At 38.1% G+C, this 18495-nt stretch carries 16 protein-coding genes, 1 tRNA gene and 1 pseudogene; 11 read left to right on the top strand and 7 right to left on the bottom strand.

The features are described from left to right. Positions 1-27: 27 nt before the first annotated feature. Positions 28-324 (bottom strand): co-chaperone GroES, encoded by a 297-nt coding sequence (gene groES, locus ACFIK2_RS06245; protein ID WP_005774667.1) that lies wholly within the window; start codon positions 322-324, stop codon positions 28-30. Positions 325-551: 227 nt separating this feature from the next. On the opposite strand from groES, the gene fumC (ACFIK2_RS06240) reads away from it, so the two are divergent. The 4 genes and pseudogenes from fumC (ACFIK2_RS06240) (at position 552) to ACFIK2_RS06225 (ending at position 4568) form a co-directional block, all read left to right on the top strand. Continuing rightward, positions 552-1940: a class II fumarate hydratase gene (fumC, locus tag ACFIK2_RS06240; RefSeq protein WP_375634496.1), complete on the top strand. Its 1389-nt coding sequence runs from the start codon at positions 552-554 to the stop codon at positions 1938-1940. A 199-nt stretch (positions 1941-2139) separates the two neighbouring features. Continuing rightward, the gene (locus tag ACFIK2_RS06235) at positions 2140-2295 is read left to right on the top strand and encodes a hypothetical protein (protein ID WP_375633388.1); all 156 of its coding nucleotides are present in this window, start codon (positions 2140-2142) and stop codon (positions 2293-2295) included. Positions 2296-2877: 582 nt separating this feature from the next. Beyond that, positions 2878-3057: pseudogene (gene fumC, locus ACFIK2_RS06230) on the top strand (class II fumarate hydratase); the annotation flags it as partial. Positions 3058-3680: 623 nt separating this feature from the next. Further along, a complete protein-coding gene (locus ACFIK2_RS06225) occupies positions 3681-4568 on the top strand; it encodes an outer membrane protein (RefSeq protein WP_375634495.1) in 888 nt (295 codons plus the stop codon). Positions 4569-5906: 1338 nt separating this feature from the next. On the opposite strand, the gene ACFIK2_RS06220 is transcribed toward ACFIK2_RS06225, so the two are convergent. Then, positions 5907-5991, bottom strand: a tRNA-Leu gene (locus ACFIK2_RS06220). Positions 5992-6213: 222 nt separating this feature from the next. Here ACFIK2_RS06220 and ACFIK2_RS06215 point away from each other — a divergent pair. Then, entirely contained in the window at positions 6214-6819 is a 606-nt protein-coding gene (locus tag ACFIK2_RS06215) for a YqaA family protein (protein WP_375633390.1), read from the top strand. 12 nt (positions 6820-6831) lie between these two features. Beyond that, entirely contained in the window at positions 6832-7404 is a 573-nt protein-coding gene (locus tag ACFIK2_RS06210; RefSeq protein WP_375677003.1) for a disulfide bond formation protein B, read from the top strand. On the opposite strand, the gene ACFIK2_RS06205 is transcribed toward ACFIK2_RS06210, so the two are convergent. Next, positions 7384-7536 (bottom strand): hypothetical protein, encoded by a 153-nt coding sequence (locus ACFIK2_RS06205; RefSeq protein ID WP_375677002.1) that lies wholly within the window; start codon positions 7534-7536, stop codon positions 7384-7386. The genes ACFIK2_RS06210 and ACFIK2_RS06205 overlap by 21 nt on opposite strands. 164 nt (positions 7537-7700) lie before the next feature. Here ACFIK2_RS06205 and ACFIK2_RS06200 point away from each other — a divergent pair, with 164 nt between their 5' ends. After that, positions 7701-8225, top strand: coding sequence for a type II toxin-antitoxin system PemK/MazF family toxin (locus ACFIK2_RS06200; protein WP_375613249.1), 525 nt, complete (start codon positions 7701-7703; stop codon positions 8223-8225). 1539 nt (positions 8226-9764) lie between these two features. Here ACFIK2_RS06200 and ACFIK2_RS06195 read toward each other — a convergent pair. Further along, entirely contained in the window at positions 9765-10433 is a 669-nt protein-coding gene (locus ACFIK2_RS06195; RefSeq protein ID WP_375617908.1) for a hypothetical protein, read from the bottom strand. Positions 10434-11495: 1062 nt separating this feature from the next. On the opposite strand from ACFIK2_RS06195, the gene ACFIK2_RS06190 reads away from it, so the two are divergent. Together ACFIK2_RS06190 and dut are read left to right on the top strand one after the other, a co-directional pair. Continuing rightward, on the top strand, positions 11496-12305 hold the full coding sequence (locus ACFIK2_RS06190; protein ID WP_375634492.1) for a VIT1/CCC1 transporter family protein: 810 nt from the start codon (positions 11496-11498) through the stop codon (positions 12303-12305). A 258-nt stretch (positions 12306-12563) separates the two neighbouring features. After that, positions 12564-13094, top strand: coding sequence for a dUTP diphosphatase (gene dut / locus ACFIK2_RS06185; protein WP_375633393.1), 531 nt, complete (start codon positions 12564-12566; stop codon positions 13092-13094). A gap of 837 nt (positions 13095-13931) precedes the next feature. Here dut and ACFIK2_RS06180 read toward each other — a convergent pair. Together ACFIK2_RS06180 and ACFIK2_RS06175 are read right to left on the bottom strand one after the other, a co-directional pair. Continuing rightward, entirely contained in the window at positions 13932-14510 is a 579-nt protein-coding gene (locus ACFIK2_RS06180; RefSeq protein ID WP_375677001.1) for a biopolymer transporter ExbD, read from the bottom strand. Continuing rightward, entirely contained in the window at positions 14507-15391 is an 885-nt protein-coding gene (locus ACFIK2_RS06175) for a MotA/TolQ/ExbB proton channel family protein (RefSeq protein WP_375617904.1), read from the bottom strand. The genes ACFIK2_RS06180 and ACFIK2_RS06175 overlap by 4 nt, the downstream gene beginning before the upstream one ends. Before the next feature lie 997 nt (positions 15392-16388). Here ACFIK2_RS06175 and ACFIK2_RS06170 point away from each other — a divergent pair. Both ACFIK2_RS06170 and ACFIK2_RS06165 read left to right on the top strand, forming a co-directional pair. Then, positions 16389-16727 carry a YqjD family protein gene (locus ACFIK2_RS06170; RefSeq protein WP_375633396.1) on the top strand — a complete coding sequence of 113 codons (339 nt, stop codon included), beginning with the start codon at positions 16389-16391 and terminating at the stop codon, positions 16725-16727. A 3-nt stretch (positions 16728-16730) separates the two neighbouring features. Then, positions 16731-17174, top strand: a complete 444-nt coding sequence (locus tag ACFIK2_RS06165) for a hypothetical protein (RefSeq protein ID WP_375617902.1) — start codon at positions 16731-16733, stop codon at positions 17172-17174. A gap of 575 nt (positions 17175-17749) precedes the next feature. Here the strand turns inward: ACFIK2_RS06165 and ACFIK2_RS06160 are convergent. Further along, positions 17750-18493, bottom strand: a complete 744-nt coding sequence (locus ACFIK2_RS06160; RefSeq protein ID WP_375677000.1) for a nuclease — start codon at positions 18491-18493, stop codon at positions 17750-17752. Positions 18494-18495: the final 2 nt, after the last annotated feature.

Here is an 18495-nt window from a genome sequence, read left to right as displayed (position 1 = left end):
TACACAATGAAAAATTAAGCGCTTCAATTAGCCCATAATTCCCATAATGTCAGATTCTTTCATAATGAGGAGGTCTTCCCCATTAATCTTGACTTCAGTTCCAGACCATTTTCCAAACAAAATACGGTCTCCTGTTTTGACTTCTAAAGGCACGCGCTTTCCGTTATCATCGAGAGCGCCATTGCCAACAGCAATCACTTCGCCTTCTTGGGGTTTTTCTTTTGCTGTATCAGGGATGATAATCCCACCAGCCGTTTTATTTTCAGATTCAACCCGACGGACAACGACACGGTCGTGAAGTGGGCGGAATTGTATATTAGCCATGTTTTAAATCCTTAAAACTGAACATAATTGAATTAATCTTAAAAGTTCTTGCTAGCACTCTCAAATTACGAGTGCTAGCATGTGTTAGATATAAAATCGGCATCTCTCAATGTCAAGAATAGCCATAAAAATAATTTCTCTAAATGAAGCTTCAAAGTCTTGCCTCTTATTGCACTTTCGCGTTATCTATCTTTTTTGAGAACCCGTGAACAAAAAAGGATCTTATCATGGTTGAAACACGTCAGGAAACGGATAGCTTTGGAACGATTTCGGTACGTCAAGATCGTTATTGGGGCGCACAAACTGAACGTTCTCTGCATAATTTTAATATTGGCAGTGAAAAGCAGCCTCTTGCCATCATCTATGCTTTAGTCCTTGTCAAAAAAGCAGCAGCGATTGTAAATATGGACAAAGGAAAACTACCAGAAAATATTGGAAAAGCAATTATTGCCGCCGCTGATGAAGTGCTTGCTGGCGATTTTGATACACATTTCCCACTATCCGTCTGGCAAACAGGTTCTGGCACACAAAGCAATATGAATGTCAATGAAGTCATTGCTAATCGTGCTAGTAAGATTTTGGGAGGAAAACTTGGAAGCAAAAAACCAGTTCATCCCAATGACCATGTCAATATGAGCCAATCATCGAACGATTCCTTTCCCACGGCGCTTCACATTGCCACCACGTTGCAAACACGCCAACACTTATTGCCAATCCTTGAAGCTCTTATTGCGACATTAAAACAAAAAGAGCAAGAATTTGCAGATATCATTAAAATCGGCCGCACCCATACCCAAGATGCAACCCCTTTAACCTTAGGGCAAGAATTTTCAGGCTATCGTGCCGCATTAGAAGCCAATCTTCAACGCATTGAAAATGCTCTAACCGATGTCCAAATGCTTGCTCAGGGTGGTACGGCTGTTGGCACAGGGCTGAATGCGCCAAAAGGTTTTGACGTTGCTTTTGCGCAAACAGTGAGCACTCTCACAGGAATAACATTCCAAACTGCCAGCAATAAATTTGAAGCACTTGCCCATCATGGCGCCCTTGCGCATTTCCACGGAAGCTTGAATGCTCTCGCTGCTGATCTGTTTAAAATTGCCAATGACATTCGGTTTTTAGGCTCTGGTCCACGTTCTGGTTTAGGGGAACTCAGTCTTCCTGAAAATGAACCCGGATCTTCTATTATGCCCGGCAAAGTTAACCCCACGCAATGTGAAGCCTTAACCATGGTTGCATGCCAAGTTTTTGGTAATCACACCAGCGTAACCTTTGCCGCAAGCCAAGGACATTTTGAACTCAACGTTTATAAACCTGTTATTGGCTATAACGTTTTACAATCAATTACCCTTCTTGGTGATTGCATGCGTTCTTTTGATATGCATTGCATTCAAGGATTACGGGCCAATCGTGTTCATATTCACTCACTCATGGAGCGCTCACTCATGTTAGTCACAGCTCTTGCACCAGAAATTGGCTATGAAAAAGCTGCTGAAATTGCCAAAGCAGCGCATAAAAATGATACAACTTTGCGCACCGAAGCATTAAAAGCAGGCGTTTTTGTAGAGGATTATGACCGATTAGTTGATCCTAAAAAGATGATTGCTCCCCAATAAACAACCCACTAAAAAAGATGCAAACATCTTAAAACAAATCTTTCTGTCAAAAGATCGGGGTGTAAACACCCCGATGATGACCGATAACAATTACCCACAGCGTTCATTTTAGGCTCTGATCCGCATTTATGCTATGGGTGGTTTTGTCGCTTATATTGTACTTAAAAAGCACAACGGTTTTGGAAAGGCATGGATAATCATGGCTCAACACCCAATGGCTATACTGGCAGAAAGTGATTTAAATGGATATGACCTTAAGGTGTTTTTCATTCTAGCTTCGCGTCTTGATTTTGAAAATCTATTAGCTATCAGCCAAACAGAATTAGCTCAAAAAAATCGGTGTTATCGGTATTAATAGACATAATTTCAATCGAAGTATAAAAAGATTAATGAATTCATCGACGCTTTACAATGTTATCATTATTGATAACATTGGGTAGATAACTCTTATCTCAATGAGATAATGTGTTTATTTATAATGATAATCTAGCGTTATCCATATTGAATGAGAATCCTAAAGACCGTAAGATTTTCTCATTTTAAATCGGTCCCATGTTGCATCAATCAAAATCACTGACTTGCACATCACAAACGCAATGAATATGTGAATAGAAATTGTATCCGATAAGAACTACAAACGCCTCTAATGAACCACCTCAAGTGCCAAGGACTGTCACAACGGACAAAGGGGCCTGTCACAACATTGTGGAGAGGACTGTCACAACACCCCACGAACTGGCAAATATAGTAATGGTACCGGCGTAATCCTTTATGAAGCGTAAAAGAGGTGCTCAATAGATTTATCATTATACCATTTACAATCGCTGTCGTGAAATGGGTTTAGGAACATTGAGAAATGTCTCTTTTATGAAGCGTGAAGATGGGGGTGCTCAATAGAGGAACAGCTGTTGGAAAAAACTCAATGCACTGAAAGGTTTTGACCTTTGCTGAAACAATCAGCTCTCTGACGGGGATATACTTGACAGCTCGCAAGAAATTGGAGGCATTTGCCCATTATGGCACCCTCACCCATTTCCACAAAAACCTGAATGCACGCGCTAATCTGTTTAAAATCGCCAAAGACATTCAGTTTTTAGACTCTCATCCACGTTCCGGCTTTAAGCAAACGGAACGGAGAGTTTATCCGTTTTACATGGCGCATAAGAAACCTCATGAGACTTGAGATTCTCGCACTTTACTCCTTCTTATTCTTCGTATTCCATTCAATCAATCAAAACTATTCGCTTGGATTATCACAAGAAAAAGTGGCATATAGATAAAAAAGAAATAAAGTCCCTCATCCCCTCAAGTGCTCAAAAGGCTATCGCAATACAAAGCTACGCAATATCAGAAACGAGCAACGAATATGATGGCCAATATGCATTTTTTACGATCAATTGAATATGTAAGCACATTGATGTCAATCATAATGGATAATACATTTAATAACAAAAAGTGTTTTAATATGTATAAAATAATGTTTTTTAAATAAATAAAAAGCTTATTTACTATACTATATTTTTTTCTAAAACACAGAGAACATTGAAAGAGTATAAAAAATCCTGAAAAATCAATATAAACGCGGGATAATAGCATGAAAACAAGTTTTAAGAACGCTTAAATATGGATAATTATAGAGTTTATACGTATTTTAGTTTTCATAATGATATTAAGTATAGATTTTTTTAACCAATTTGTATATAATACGATTTGTATCTGAAATAAATTGGGGACGTTTTTATGAAAACAAAATGTTTAGTTGCACTATCTATTTTCACCTTCATTACCGCTTCAACAGCGCAAGCAGCAGATACGGTAATCTTTAAGCAATCAGAACCGAAGGTTTCATTGCAAGATGTTTCATCGTCACGTATTTCACCGGTTACTGTTTCTGCGCCTTTTTCTTGGTCTGGTTTTTATTTTGGAGGACAAATTGGATATTTTTCCAATAAAAATACTCTAAATTACGCACAAGAAGCTAGGGAAGGAAAATGGGCTTGGGTTGATAGAGATTTATCACCGAAACTATCAGGATTGAGAGCAGGTTTGTATGCAGGTTCTAATATTGATCTGGGAGATCTTGTTTTCGGTTTTGATACCGATATGGTCTGGTCTGGAAGGAAAAGCACCCAAACAGACAATGGAAAGAAAATTCTAGATGAATCAAACTCCATTAACATTGCCTTTAAAAAAGCTGGGATTCCTATCATAAAACCTGCAGCTCAGGGTGAAACGATATCCAACTATGGTGACATTGTTGTTAGCAGTGTAACATTGAAAGAAACGTGGTCTGGTGCCACGCGTGCGCGTATTGGTTTTGCTTCCCATCGTCTTATGCCTTATATTGCAGGGGGTATAGCCTATACACAGATGCAATATATCATGTCACTTTTATCAAAATCGCAAGAAGATTCGACAATTTTTGCTTCTGGCAATGTGTTAGATGAGACAAAAACAATGTTTGGTTACACTGTTGGTGGTGGTTTTGATCTTGCAATGACAGATAATATCATCATGCGTACAGAATATCGTTATTCAGATTTTTTTAAAAAGAAATTTGCAAACGATAACCTTAAAATCTCTTCTCAAACGCATGATGTTCGCTTTGGTATCGCTTATAAATTCTAAGTTTTGTAGAAAAATTGAACGATTAAAAAACCCTGTTAAAAACGGGGTTTTTTAATGCCCCTTTCCCCCTAAAAAGACGTAGATTCTAAAAACCAGTACTAAACTGTAAACAAATAGTCACGAAACAATAAAGCCTCTCCCTCTCTTAAAGCAAGCTCCTATCCTCTCTCCCCCTTTCATGTAATACATTTGGAATATAAAAGCTTTACCATCATACCATTGGGCGCCATCGTAAAATAAATGAGAGCCGTTATTTAAGAGATATTTCTTTAAAATAAATATGGATATTGTGCATCAATTGCAGTTTTATAAGATAATGTTGACTTGGCCTCCCCGCTCTTAAAGGATAAAGATTCTGAAAACCCATTTTAAACACCCATTTTTAAACACCATGTCCGTTTATAAAAACACAAAAACCCTTGGGGACTCTTGGGGGATTTTAGCGGGTTTCTTTGGGCTCCTCCGCATGGAATGCCTTTAAACCTAAAGCAAGACAAACACATTTAAGAATATCCAACACACACCGAAAAAATACTGTAACGTTTCAAGGAAGTATGCCCTATATTACCACACTTCAAACAACAGTATTTTACCGCTATTGTATGCCAGAGTGGAAAGAGGATATTGCGGTTCTCTGTTTATGTAATTTCTGTAACGGGGAGACAGCTTCATTTAGGAAGCACATGAAGTTTTCAAGGTAAAAACCAATTTCCAATCTTACCATTTCCCTCTGCTTTACAACTTTCAAAAGCCTCTAAAGCACTGTCTTTTAAAGAGAGGAGATTACGCGTTACCTCATGCTGGTGTTTCTCACGGATCTTTTTTGGATCACACCCTTCATATCATACGGCAGCGCTTCAAACCAAACACACTCAAATTCAAGATACTTGGGTTGCCAATTCACATGCGTGTTTTAAAGAAACAGCTCTCAAAACCCTCAAGCCCATTTTGCGACAGCACCCACAGGAATATAAAATCTATAGAGCAGCATCTCTACACTTCAATAAAAGTGCAAGCTGGCACCATCCATCATACACTTTACCTCCAATGATGCCCTTGAAACGGCATAAGAGGCATTTTTATTCATTTTTTGTAAAATTTCACTCCACGCGAGCTCATCTAGCTTGTAACATACAAGCGACATGATTTTAGTTGATTTACTATAAACAGACTTGAAATGAAAGAATCCTACGGTATTCGAGTTTTTTCATTCAACATGCAAAACATTGAACACGGTCTATAAATCCCACGTTTTATAACCCCCCATGTTTTATAAATCCCACGTTCTATAAAACAACGTGATGCGCCATAACAGGATAAAGGAAAATATTTATGAAGTGGTGCGGGTGGTCGGACTCGAACCGACACTCCTCTCGGAACCAGATTTTGAGTCTGGCGCGTCTACCAGTTCCACCACACCCGCACACTGCTATAAAAGACAGGACTATAAAAGACAGACTTGTCGATTATTCCTTTGCACTATATGAAGAAGAACAGATTCGTCAACAGAAGACTTCTCATTTTTTAAGAATTCATATCATTTTCTTATCTATTTTATGAAATACTTTCTTTATTGGATTTCTCTATCGGATTTATAGCAATCTCATTTGTAAAGTGTTTACCTCTTAAATTTATAAAAAGCCTCATGATATTAAACAAATTAAAGCTTTGGACGATTTCTTTAGCAAATCGGCGTACAGCACCACACTGGCTTGGTTTCATTGCCTTTATTGAAAGTTCTGTTTTTCCAATTCCCATAGATGTTTTATATATTCCGATGCTTCTTATCCATCAAAAGCGGGTTTATCGTTATGCTTTGATTGCGACGATCTGTTCTGTATTAGGAGGCATTGCCGGTTGGTTTATCGGACATTTTGCCTATGATACCCTTGCCAAACCCATTTTAGAAATTTATGGTAAGGTTGAAAGTTTTGAATCTCTGAAAAATAGTGCAACCCTGCAATTTCTCATCATTTTACTGATAACATCAGGTTTTTTTCATCTTCCCCCCATCAAGATTGTCACAATTTTGGCCGGTGTTATGAGTGTGCGTCTTGAACTTTTCATTCTTATTTGTATTTTTTCCAGAGGCGCTCGTTTTTATCTTCTCGCGTGGCTGATTAAACATTTTGGGCAAAAAGCAATGAATTTTCTAGTACAGCATTTTAAATGGATTGTTCTCATTGGTTGTGTTAGCCTCCTTTTAATTTATGGGATTTTCATAGCTTTTTTAAACAAGAAGCTTTTATAAGGAACAGACTTAATGGCATGCGTTTTGTCTTCTCACCCACTTTTACACAAACACCTTCATCTTGAACCCAGCAGAAAAGAACAAAGTTTATGGGCTTTTTTTCTCGCTTTTTGCTTGTCTGCCACAATAGGGATTGCCCTTGGTTTTGAATATTTCGGAGGATATCTTCCTTGCGATTTATGTCTCATAGAACGTTTTCCCTATTATGGAGCCATACCATTTTTGCTCTTAGCAGGTTTTGGGGCATGTTTTTTTCGCATAACTGCTTGGATACAACTTTTATTTTTGTGTGTTTTTGTCTTAATGTGCATCAGCCTTGTTTTAGCCGTTTATCATGCGGGTGTTGAATATGGCTTTTGGGCAGCTCCCCTCAGCTGTGGTTTAAGCGCAGTCAGAAAAACCTCAGACATTAACCAGCTGCTCAGCCAATTAAACAACATTCATCCTCCTTCTTGTTCTGAAGCATCCGCACGCTTTCTTTTTCTTTCATTTGCCGGTTGGAATGTCGTCTCAAGCCTATTTTTCAGCCTTATAAGCCTCTATATTACTTCAAAAGGGCTCCTTTCAGTCCATAAAAAACTCTAACCATAAAATAGAAACGAAACCGCGTGCACTCGTTCTCTCCAATCGCTTCCCCCTAACCAACAACCCTCCAGTCACCAATCCCCACCCAGAACCACCCACCGCCAAACCAACCCACCAACACCAACGAGTCATCAACATCCCTCCTCTAGCGTTGTACTCAAAAGACAAAAATGAGCAGATACATCCATTTTATGGTTTCACCTCTCTGTACTTATAAGCAACATTTTGATAAAAACTCGTGATAGAAAAGCCGTAAAATAATAAGTGAGGGGACCAATAAATATAAATGGTCTGCTATGGCTGAAGATAAGAACACAGAGCCTTCTACCCTATCACCTATTTCCTTAGATATAACCAAACTTGAAGAACCATGTGTTATGATGGAACATGATCATAATGCATGGCGCGAGCATATAAAAGAAAGAGATTTAAATGCTCCTTACGAAAAACCACCTCATATAAAACCACGAATCAAATCGGCACCACGCATCAGACAAGTTTTTTGGTGTGATTTTCCTCATGATTCGATACTCCCTGAATTTTGGAAAAAGCGGCCTGTTTTAGTGCTTTCTAAGAATGCAAAATTATATGGAAATGTGACAGTTTTACCTTTTTCAACGAAATCACAACCCAATAATCCCGCTGCGTATCCAATACAATCTCCTATAGAGAATAAAAAAGCATGGATTATCTGCAATTATGTCACAACAGTTTCTGTAAGTCGTTTAAGTTGCTCACGTACCGTTCCAAGATTATCCTGCGAAGATTTTCATAAAGTTGTAGCTCTGATGCTCAAATATTTACCGCATTTACACTATTGACTTTTGAGAAAAATAAGTGTACCTATATCAGCGTACACGGCATCAGTAATGGTGGCCGCTTCCCCGCAAGGGGAGATAGGAACGAAGGAGTGGGAAACCGCTCCTTTCGTCATTTTTGGTATTTTTTTGAAAACTGCCATTTTTTGCAACCTTCCCTAGAACATATCCAACATTCATTCTCCACCGTTGTTGTTTTGAAATATCTGCGATTTGGGATAAGCAGAAGACAATATCCACACCTTGGATCCGGTAAAGTTTCCCACGGAGATTACCGAGATGTTGTACATACTTATCATTTCATTGCACAAAAAATCGTTCTGCCGTTGCTTAAACTTTATATGATTTTCCGCAATGGGAATATCTTTCCAAGATTGAAAAAAGCTTCGCTTTATATGACCACACCTCAAACGATCGTATTTTACGAGATAACAAAGAAAATTCTGTAGTAAAACAGAAATCAACACCCAACCGATTTCTATCTCTTCACCAATAACAATTGTTTATTGCCCTAACCGCATTATTTCACCTGTCACACGACCTAACATAGCTTTGCAGATAGACTTTCTTCCTCTTCTCCTAGAAACGATCTATGTTAAGCTATTTTGGGATTTACTGCTAAATTGCTTATGCTTGCACTTTGAATACCTTTTTCTCATTATACAAAAGGTAGATAAAAAAATAATTTCGTTTATCAGCTTTATTTTAAAGACACACCTATTTTTACAGGATACGTTCTCCTTTCTATCAACCCTATCACATTTAATACACTTGTCGTTTCTAAACATGAACAACCAAGCATCACAATGGAGCAATAGACACCCATCACTTTCATGGGCACTTGCATTGACAAGAGATAAACAAGAGCATTGATCACCACACACAGAGCAAAAATCTATAGCGACTACGCCATAGACTTTCGCCACGCTAGGGTTATTCTTAAAGCATATTTATGATGAGATAATCATTTATGACATCCTTTTTGTTACGCCAAAGAACGGGTTTTGCTAACTAGTTTTACTATTGTGCAAATTTCTTAAGAAAAACTCTCACTCGCTCATAGATGACAAGATTTCTTTACCCAAGAAATGCACGATGCTCAACTTCGACTATTTGACAGTGATCATTTCAAATTTTAACCAACACGACAATACACCTACTCTAAACGATTTATGTACCACCTCATCCGCAACACATTGCCAAATATCCGTACATTTCCTCGAAAAATTTTCACACTTTTACGCATAGTAAAAAAAAGATTAACTTTAATCATGTTGCACTCCATTTCAGTTGATCTGGATTTTAAAATGCCCAAAAAAATCAAACAAAAATAGAGAGGTAAGTTACGAAAACTACAGGGTAAATTTTACTGCCCCAAAATGTCTATTTTCCCCCGCCTGAACAGTCAGAGGAACACTATAAAAATTATTTTTAATGAAAAACAATTACTTATAATCTAGGGAAGAAAAGTAAAAATCTCCCCCAGAAAAAGAGTTTATCTTCAAAATTATCAAAAAAAGCAGCGCAATTTTAGTGATCTTTTTATTTTTTTTCTTTTGATAAAAGAGAGCTGGCAGGTGTCTTAGGCGCCCCTCCGGTAGGTTCCCAATTCGCAACAGCCGCTAATTCCTCAATAACATCCTTTTTTAACTTACCATTTTTCTTATTGTGTAAATCATATTGATCAGCATTCTGTTGCAACCATTTTGCAAGCGTTCCTTTAACAGTTTTACCACCCTCAACCTCACTCACCGCTTCCCATGCCGCAACAATAGCAGCAAGCTTTGGAGCATAACGTGGATGCGTTGGATCTTGAAACGCATATTTTTGGTCCTTAGTCTCAGCAGAATCATCCTCAGGGAAAAAAAATGGAGGGTACAGACCACGCGATGAAAGCCATTCTTTTAAATCATCAACGCGAACATATGAGGAATCTGCATCTATAAAATCCGAAAAATTATAGTACGACCATTCTATCTCTAATCGATTGCTTTTTCCCGCTTGAACGATAGCATGATAGGCTGCACGAAAATTAGCAGTTTTCTCTGATGATACGGAAAGGTTATCTTCGTAAATATCACTTTTTTCTGGTTCTAATTTGTTGACAAACAAATACTTTCCTGGATTTAATCCAACTATTAAAAGCGCTGCCTGCAGTATTGTTAGTTTTTCAGAAAGCCGCCAAAATTTCAAACCATCACTATTTTCCATATATGCTCCCTTTTTTTCTGCACAATTTCGCTCTTTTTTAAAAACATCAAAAACGTTTGTTAACGCGTAGAGATTATGCACTTTTCATATTTCAACTCATCCCATACTTTAAATAAAAACACAGCACCCACACCCCTCCTTGTGATACACAAGAAAATGATTTGAATTGCTTCAATATAAGAAGTTTTGAAGTGAGAGGAAACCTACTGAATTTTGGGCTTTCATACAAGATATCAGGCAAGTTACAAGGCGATAAATGCCCCTTCATAAAGCATAAATTTTTATGCGTGATCAAACAATTTGATATGATAATATCTCTTTCATTTATGCACTCCCACCCTTAAACCTGCCCCTGCAATTACAGCACAAAAGATAATTCGTTACATCAAATCCACCTAAATGCAAAAGCTGTAACAACGCTCAATGCGCGTAAATATCATAAGAATACTGTCTTACACCTCCACAAGCAGGATGATTGGCGTAAAACTGTACAATAAAATGCCATACCTATAATGAACCGTACTAAAGACTGTCGCAACATTGGGAGCTAAAGTGTATGATGATGCCAGCTTGCTCTTTTATGAAGCGTAAAGATTAAGAAGACTCAATGGAGTTTATATTATTTCATGGAAATTTTGCGGCTCTACCCTTCTATACTCTTCACGGGGCCCCCTCGCGAAATGGGCTTTTGTCCCTTGAAAAAGGTCTCTTTTTAAAGAATCATTTCAAATTCCAAGAACTGTTACAGTCTTTTGAACGCATCAAATGAATGATAGAGTCGTCCTATTTTTTTCCATATATTCACAATACATTGAAATGCTCCATTCAAACATCCCTTTAGCAAAATAAAGCACATTGTCTCTTAAATTTTTTCACGCAATTATTTCTTTCATGCGCCCCTCTCGTCTCCATTTGATAAATTTCCTTGTACTTTCTCAGCATCCCATCACCTTTTTTCTCAGTGCAACCTTTTTGTAATTTGTCAGTTTTTAACTTTTAGATTGACTTTCGGTTTATTTTTCTTATGTTTTAGAATTATTCTAAAGTGCAGAGGAACAGAAAATGTTGAGATCGTTTTTTTCATTTGTACAACGTAAAGCTCTGTCCTTTCGTTCAGCACAAAACGTGATACTTAAAGCGCTCAAAATAAAAGAGCAACATGCGGCGCTCTATTTAAAATATGCAAAAGCTCTAGAACCTTATTCCTCTAAGGAAGCCGCGGTTTTTACCGCCATGGGGCTTCAAGAGCTTAAAAATTATAAGCAACTTTTGTGCCTTTCTTGCCATAATCGTGCAAACACTATCGGTTCATTATGTGACAAAACTTCTCTTGTGAAAGGCAAGAACCGCCATCCCTCCCAAAAAACAACAGCGGCAAATCACACCATAAAAAAAACTTCGAAAACGCAAAGACAAACACTTTTGACTTGGATTCAACCAGGTCTTGCAGGATTAATGGATGGCTCTGTCTCCACCCTTGCCCCCATTTTTGCCGCAGCTTTTGCCACGGGAGACACGCATCAAACTTTTTTAATAGGGCTCTCAGCTTCAATTGGTGCGGGACTTTCAATGGGTTTCACAGAAGCAGCCCATGATGACGGAAAATTATCAGGGCGTGGTTCGCCATTAAAAAGAGGTCTTGCCAGCGGCATTATGACAACATTAGGAGGACTAGGCCATACTCTTCCCTATTTGATCAGCTCTTTTTATGTAGCGACAATTATTGCTTTTATCATTGTTTTTTTCGAACTCGGCGCCATCGTCTGGATTCAGAACAAATACATGTCCACTCCCTTTTGGCGCGCCTCTTTACAGGTCATCATTGGTGGTGCTCTGGTTTTTGCCACGGGTATTCTTATCGGTAGTATCTAAAAATCTTATCTGTAACCATAATTTAGATCTCAAATAAGCGCATGCCCCTAGGCATAAGCCATCCTTGATGATGCCATTATTGAAAAATGCCATTGATAATGTTAGGTGGTGTTGTGGAATATTTTAAGTCAGTAAGAGATGATAAGCAAGCTCTGGGGACAACCTATATCCACACACCTTTATCGACTTGGTTTTATAGATATCTTTTGTTAAAGTATCATTTTCTTCTAGACCTCATATTTTGGAAATGCCTCAATCATGTCGCACACTGAAACCAACGCCCCTCTAAACAATCATCCTGTCTCTTCTCAATCTTCACATGCCCAGACTTTATTTGTTCAGCGTCTTGCACACGGACAAGGTTTAGAACTTCCTTGCTACGCGACAGCGGGTTCTGCGGGTCTTGATCTACGGGCAGCAATTGGAGAAGAAGAAACGCTTGTTCTTGCCCCTGGGCAGCGGGCACTTATTCCAACAGGTCTCATTTTTCATTTATCACTTGGGTTTGAAGCACAAATACGTCCACGCTCTGGCTTAGCCTTAAAACACGGCATCACATGCCTCAACACTCCAGGAACAATTGATAGTGACTACCGTGGTGAAGTCAAAGTCCTTCTTATCAATTTAGGACAAGAAGACTTTTCCATCCAACGGGGCATGCGCATTGCCCAAACAGTCATCGCCCCCGTATCCCAAGTTAATGTTTGCACCATTGAACCAGAGCAAAATACCCAAAGCCATATAGAGAGCCGTGGAACAGGAGGTTTTGGTTCAACGGGACACACTTAAGAAGCTCTGAAAAATCGCTACTCTCAAAATAACACACATACTTATTCCAACCACTCTTTCACTGGAAATTCTTTGAGCTTTTAAAATGCAGAGGGAATGCGCATTTGCTTTCAAAGTTTTTTCACTAAACGCACCTCTAAACAAGCATCTCTCAATTACGTCTCGTGCGCTATACAAAACTTCATTATCACCAGATACCCCTCCCCCATAACAAAAACATTGGCATTAAACATTGAGAGCTCACACACCGCTGGTAATGTCGACAATCTATACATCATATTGATTTATAATAATAATGAATTGTCTTGCAACTTAAATGAGAAATCTCAATACTGTAAGATTGTTTCATGGCAAGCCTATTTATATTAAATCAATCAAAAGCATGTTTCTCACATTCCAAACGTGGCTAGCATGCAGATAAAAACTGAAAAAATGCCTACAATAAATAGCACTATCACAACATTGGAAAAAAATATAAATACGATAATGGTGCTCGCTTGCTCTTTTGTTAAGCATAAAGATGGTGATGTTTGATAGGTTTTTTATTATGTTACGGGGGCTTTAACGTTGTACCATTTATGAACACCGCCGCAAAAAAGGCTTTAAGATGTATTAAGACACACAACAATCGCCCTTGGCTATTTTTCTTGATCGCACCTCTTGCGGCAAGATGAGTAGAGCTTAATCCTAAAAAAAACGATTCAATATATGAACCCCCTGCATAATATCAAACCCATGCGTATTTGGTTTAATAAATCCACGGAACCCTCATCAATTTCACTCTACGACTTTGAGTAATATGCTTTGCTTCCTGCAACAAAGGCTGTTTTTTTATCACTAATCAGAGACATCGGCTGGAATATTAGCGTTTCCCGTAGGGCTCGTTGTTACGGCATCCACACGCCCCACAACGTTACCACCCGCTCCATCGACAGCAGCATCCGCTACCCCTGTTGTTTTATTATTGATCTCACCTCTTGAGACAAGATTGGTAGAGTTTTGCAATCCTACAAGACCGATTTTATTATATCCAGCCATGCGTATTTGATTTAATAAATCGATGACAGTACCATAATCAATTTCGCTATCCGCTTTGATTAAAATTTTTGCCTCTAAATTTTGCGTAGTTTCCCTCAACAAAGCTTCTCTCAAAGCTGCTTGTTCTACAAGATGATCACCAATGTAAAGAGAACGATCTTTTTGCAACGTAACATAAAGAGGTTCATCAGACTGAACCACTGAAGGTGCTTGAGTTATAGAAGGAAGCTGAACGGAAATGACAGACGTTGCCAAAGGCGCTGCAACCATAAAAACAATAAGCAACACCAATACAACATCAATAAAAGGGGTCACATTGATTTCACTTTGCAACCCACTCTCGTCTATATCCCAATCATTATTAAGGCTTGCTTTCATTTTTTATGACTTTTCTGTTGTCTTTGCCTATCAAGTTCACGGCTCAAGAGCCTTTCAAGAGCAGCAGCGATATCGCCTAAATCACTGCGATAACCACTCAAAGCACGCATAAGGCTATTATACATAACAACGGCGGGAATAGCCACAAAAAGCCCAACAGCCGTTGCGAATAAAGCTTCAGCAATTCCAGGCGCCACCACATCAAGTCGCGTTGTTTGAGACTGAGCAATCCCAATAAAAGAGTTCATAATTCCCCAAACAGTTGCAAAAAGACCAACAAAAGGAGCAATTGCGCCAATAGTTGCAAGAACAGCACTTCCACATGCAACACGGCGTGTAGCAGCCAGCAAGCAGCGTGACAAAAGTGAATGAACCCTTTCTTTTAAACCTTCATGAACATCGCGAACCCTAGCATCACGAACATCGCGGGAAACATCTTCATATTGATTGCTCTCCTCATAAAAGAGAATATCTTCAATCGTTTGTGCCCTTTCCCCTGTACTGGTTTTTTCACCAGAGCTTTCGTTTATCCCTTCAGGAGCAGAAAAATGAACCTGTTGTGCAGAAAGATACACCTCTTTAAGGACTTCTTTGAGAAAAAATACACCAGCCCCTTTGCTTTCTTTCAAGCTAGCTGCCAAACGCGTAAGAGTCTGAGCATTTAGAACCAATTGAAGTTCATGACGTACTCTTCGTTTTACCAAAGTGATCTCAACAATTTTCACAAAAGCAATTGTCCAAGACACAAGTGAAGCAAGTAACAAAATAATGATAACCGCTTTCACCACCCAATCAGCAGCCATAAACATAGAAAGAGGAGAAAAATCATGCGTTGTCACTACAGCAGACATATTATCTAAAGGTACTGTTTCAGATTCCATTTTTATCTCACATTCTTGTGCTCTTATCTTTATTTATGAGCTGGGTCGTCACCCCGCATAGCATCACTGTTCCAAAATGCCACGACCCTTTTAACGTCACTTGTGTATTCCTCTTAAGAAAGAAAACTTGATAAATCAAGTATAGTTTTATTCCACAAGCTCTCTCTTAATTCTAAAGAAATCACTCAAGAAATTTTTCTCTAACAATTCAACAAGTTTATCTTACTCAATCAATTTATTGCATAAATTAGGCAAAATGATAAAGTTACAAGAAATATCGCATATAATATTTTCATTTATAAGAATAATTTATCATCATTCCTGTTAAATGAATTCCTCATATCGCAAAGCTTCTTTCATTTCAGCGGCTCTTTTAAATCCAACAAAATATTTGCTTACATGAAACAAGCAGCAAAAATATCATAAAATCCTCGGAGAAAAGGATATGCACTTCTCTAACAACCAGTGCACTAAAGTACCTTCTATCCAAATAAAAATATACCTTTTTTAAAAAAAGAACTATCGCAATATCTTAAACTGACCAAAAGTATAATGGGAGAGCGCGTGTTGCCCCCAAATACATAGAGAACAAAGAGCCGCAATATCATTTCTTTTTCTTTGCTTCAAAAACATAAAAATGACATTATTTCTGCCGCAAACTCACAATAACCATGTTTTTTACCTGTCACAAGCCTAAAAAATAAACCTCAACACGCTTTTAAAAAACTTTTATAAAAACTGTGCCATGAGAAACTGAAGAATGGTGCTAAATTCTTGCAAAAGCATAAGACAATTTTTAACAAATGCGACCCTTTACAGACAGAGCATATCGTATAGGAAAGATTTATTTTATCAAAAACAGTTTTAAATTCGACAAAATGAAAGGAACCAAAAAAAGCTTTTGGCGTTACTCAAGCAGTGAAAATTTTCACTCCAATGCAAATGATCACTATGAACACACCAATACAAATATAATGAATCAAGAGGGAAAAATACCATGGCCCATAATAAAACAACACAGCACGATAAATCAGCCGTAGAAAAAGACCAACAAAAAGACCTACAAGGACAATTAGAAAAGTTACGCACTGAAATTTCAGGGATTACCTCAACCCTAACAGATCTTGGTGCAAACAAATTCAACGCCGCCAAAGACAAAGCAGAAAAACTATATCACTCAGCGAAAGAAAGTGGTGAAGACATGATGTCTCAAGCAAAAGATAAAATCAGTGATCTTGAACAAACCATGAATCAATGCGTTCGCAAAAATCCTGGCAAAAGCGTTTTGTTTGCCGCAGGAATTGGTTTTATTCTTTCTCAATTACTACGTCGTTAAGCAATGCATAAGTTTATCGCTCCTCTTTTAAACCATCTTGTCGGTGGAGGGCTTAAAAGCACAGTCAAGCAAGTACGCCTTCAAGCAATTTTCTATGGGTTTATTGGCATTTCATTCTTCATGTCTTTGCTTTTTTTATGTACCATCGGTTTTATTGCGTTATGTTCTGTTATGAAGCCTCTTGCCGCCGCTAGTATCATGTTTTTAATTTGTCTTTCTCTTGCGGGATTAGGTCTTATTATCAGTCGCATTCTCAAAACTTATCAACGCTATGACCAACAAAAAAAGACAGAAGAACAACGCCATAAACTCATGACAGATGCGACCGTTTCCAGCCTTGCAGCTCTCAGTCAACATCTCCCTTTTGCCAAATTGAGTGTTCCCATACTCGGACTTGCAACTTATTTTCTGTGGAAAAAAGATAAAAAAGACCGCTTTTCAGAGTAAAATATGTAAAACTGTCATTCTAAATCCCCCCCCTCAATGTGCTTTCTTTTGTAACAAAAGAAAGCACATTTTTTCCTCATAGCCTCTTTAGCTTCTTCAAAAGCCTGAAAAAATCCCCTTCATTTTGGATAAAAATTCCATAGAACCGCTTCCCTTTCAGATGTCCCCATGTTTCATGAACATAGCAACATGAGGCAAAGCTTGCATTAAAAGTTCTGGTTTGATTTGAAGCAATTGGTTGTTTTTTGAAGGCAAGGTATTTTCAGTTTTACCTTTTCTCTATTTTTTCATAAGCCTTTTTTCATGACCAAAGGTCACATCAGTAGTTTGCATGTGTTCATATTTTCTGAACACTCATGTTTGTTACAATGACTATTTTGTTTAGGGGAAAAAACGCGCTCTCCCATAGCGCTGTAGTGAGCAACCTATATGCGTAAGCGAGCTTTAAACACAACAAATTTCCATAACGAACGTTGTCCACCAAGGAGTGCGTGGATTATAATTAACTTTTTTCTGATAAGATTTGCAGTAGAATATTGTCTTGATTTTTAAATAGCGCTTAAGAGGACGCTTTATCAATAATGGTCAATGGGATTATAGCTCCCATGATCTCTTCGCCAATCTTCTGGTTGTTGAAATTGGCTCGACCATAAACCGTTTTGTGCTTTTTGAGCAGCAGATTGTAGAATTTTATAGTCTGCTGGGGATGGAAAATGATGCTGATCTTTTGTCAACACCATCAACCCTTCTGCCAGCCCCAAACGTGCCAGATCAACCCCATCTACAAAACATTGTGCATAATGAACCTGTTGAATGACACGTGCTTGCCGACAAGTAACATTTTTATCGATTGTTTTTGAGACAAGCCAAGCAGTAACAAAAGCACCACATGGCCACTTAACTCCGTTGCGTGAGGCAAATTGCCTCATTTCACAGCTTTCCACACCATATAAGCGGATATCACGGATAATCTTTTTTCTCCATCCATCATCCACGAGCGTGATCATTTTAAAGGTCACACCACTTGTGACCTGTATAGCACCGGAATAGACCGGCACATTTTCTTCATAAAATTGTGATGCGATTGGTTCTGGATGCAATACCACATTTTGTTGGCTTGCGTCTTGTTGGTTTGCATAATCTATCAATTGTGACTTCGGATTTTGAACGGGGTTTTCTATTGTCTTTTCTGTTCCTTTTAAAAAAGAATTTTGAGTAAGTTGTTCATTATTTTTAATTAAATAAAAGTATCCTAAAATAATAATAAAAATTAAGACAATATATTTAGGCGCTTCTCGAAGATATTTTAAAAGTATCATTT

This window comes from Bartonella sp. AP88XZML, assembly GCF_042195565.1.
Classification (GTDB): Bacteria; Pseudomonadota; Alphaproteobacteria; order Rhizobiales; family Rhizobiaceae; genus Bartonella.
The sequence above is the reverse complement of the archived record's forward strand: the minus strand, read 5'-3'. Positions and strand labels throughout refer to the sequence as shown.

Excerpts from the sequence above, each read along its gene's own strand:
- groES (WP_005774667.1), bottom strand. The coding sequence starts at position 324 with ATGGCTAATATACAATTCCGCCCACTTCACGACCGTGTCGTTGTCCGT.
- fumC (WP_375634496.1), top strand. The coding sequence starts at position 552 with ATGGTTGAAACACGTCAGGAAACGGATAGCTTTGGAACGATTTCGGTA.
- ACFIK2_RS06235 (WP_375633388.1), top strand. The coding sequence starts at position 2,140 with ATGGCTCAACACCCAATGGCTATACTGGCAGAAAGTGATTTAAATGGA.
- ACFIK2_RS06225 (WP_375634495.1), top strand. The coding sequence starts at position 3,681 with ATGAAAACAAAATGTTTAGTTGCACTATCTATTTTCACCTTCATTACC.
- ACFIK2_RS06215 (WP_375633390.1), top strand. The coding sequence starts at position 6,214 with ATGATATTAAACAAATTAAAGCTTTGGACGATTTCTTTAGCAAATCGG.
- ACFIK2_RS06210 (WP_375677003.1), top strand. The coding sequence starts at position 6,832 with ATGGCATGCGTTTTGTCTTCTCACCCACTTTTACACAAACACCTTCAT.
- ACFIK2_RS06205 (WP_375677002.1), bottom strand. The coding sequence starts at position 7,536 with ATGACTCGTTGGTGTTGGTGGGTTGGTTTGGCGGTGGGTGGTTCTGGG.
- ACFIK2_RS06200 (WP_375613249.1), top strand. The coding sequence starts at position 7,701 with ATGGCTGAAGATAAGAACACAGAGCCTTCTACCCTATCACCTATTTCC.
- ACFIK2_RS06195 (WP_375617908.1), bottom strand. The coding sequence starts at position 10,433 with ATGGAAAATAGTGATGGTTTGAAATTTTGGCGGCTTTCTGAAAAACTA.
- ACFIK2_RS06190 (WP_375634492.1), top strand. The coding sequence starts at position 11,496 with ATGTTGAGATCGTTTTTTTCATTTGTACAACGTAAAGCTCTGTCCTTT.
- dut (WP_375633393.1), top strand. The coding sequence starts at position 12,564 with ATGTCGCACACTGAAACCAACGCCCCTCTAAACAATCATCCTGTCTCT.
- ACFIK2_RS06180 (WP_375677001.1), bottom strand. The coding sequence starts at position 14,510 with ATGAAAGCAAGCCTTAATAATGATTGGGATATAGACGAGAGTGGGTTG.
- ACFIK2_RS06175 (WP_375617904.1), bottom strand. The coding sequence starts at position 15,391 with ATGGAATCTGAAACAGTACCTTTAGATAATATGTCTGCTGTAGTGACA.
- ACFIK2_RS06170 (WP_375633396.1), top strand. The coding sequence starts at position 16,389 with ATGGCCCATAATAAAACAACACAGCACGATAAATCAGCCGTAGAAAAA.
- ACFIK2_RS06165 (WP_375617902.1), top strand. The coding sequence starts at position 16,731 with ATGCATAAGTTTATCGCTCCTCTTTTAAACCATCTTGTCGGTGGAGGG.
- ACFIK2_RS06160 (WP_375677000.1), bottom strand. The coding sequence starts at position 18,493 with ATGATACTTTTAAAATATCTTCGAGAAGCGCCTAAATATATTGTCTTA.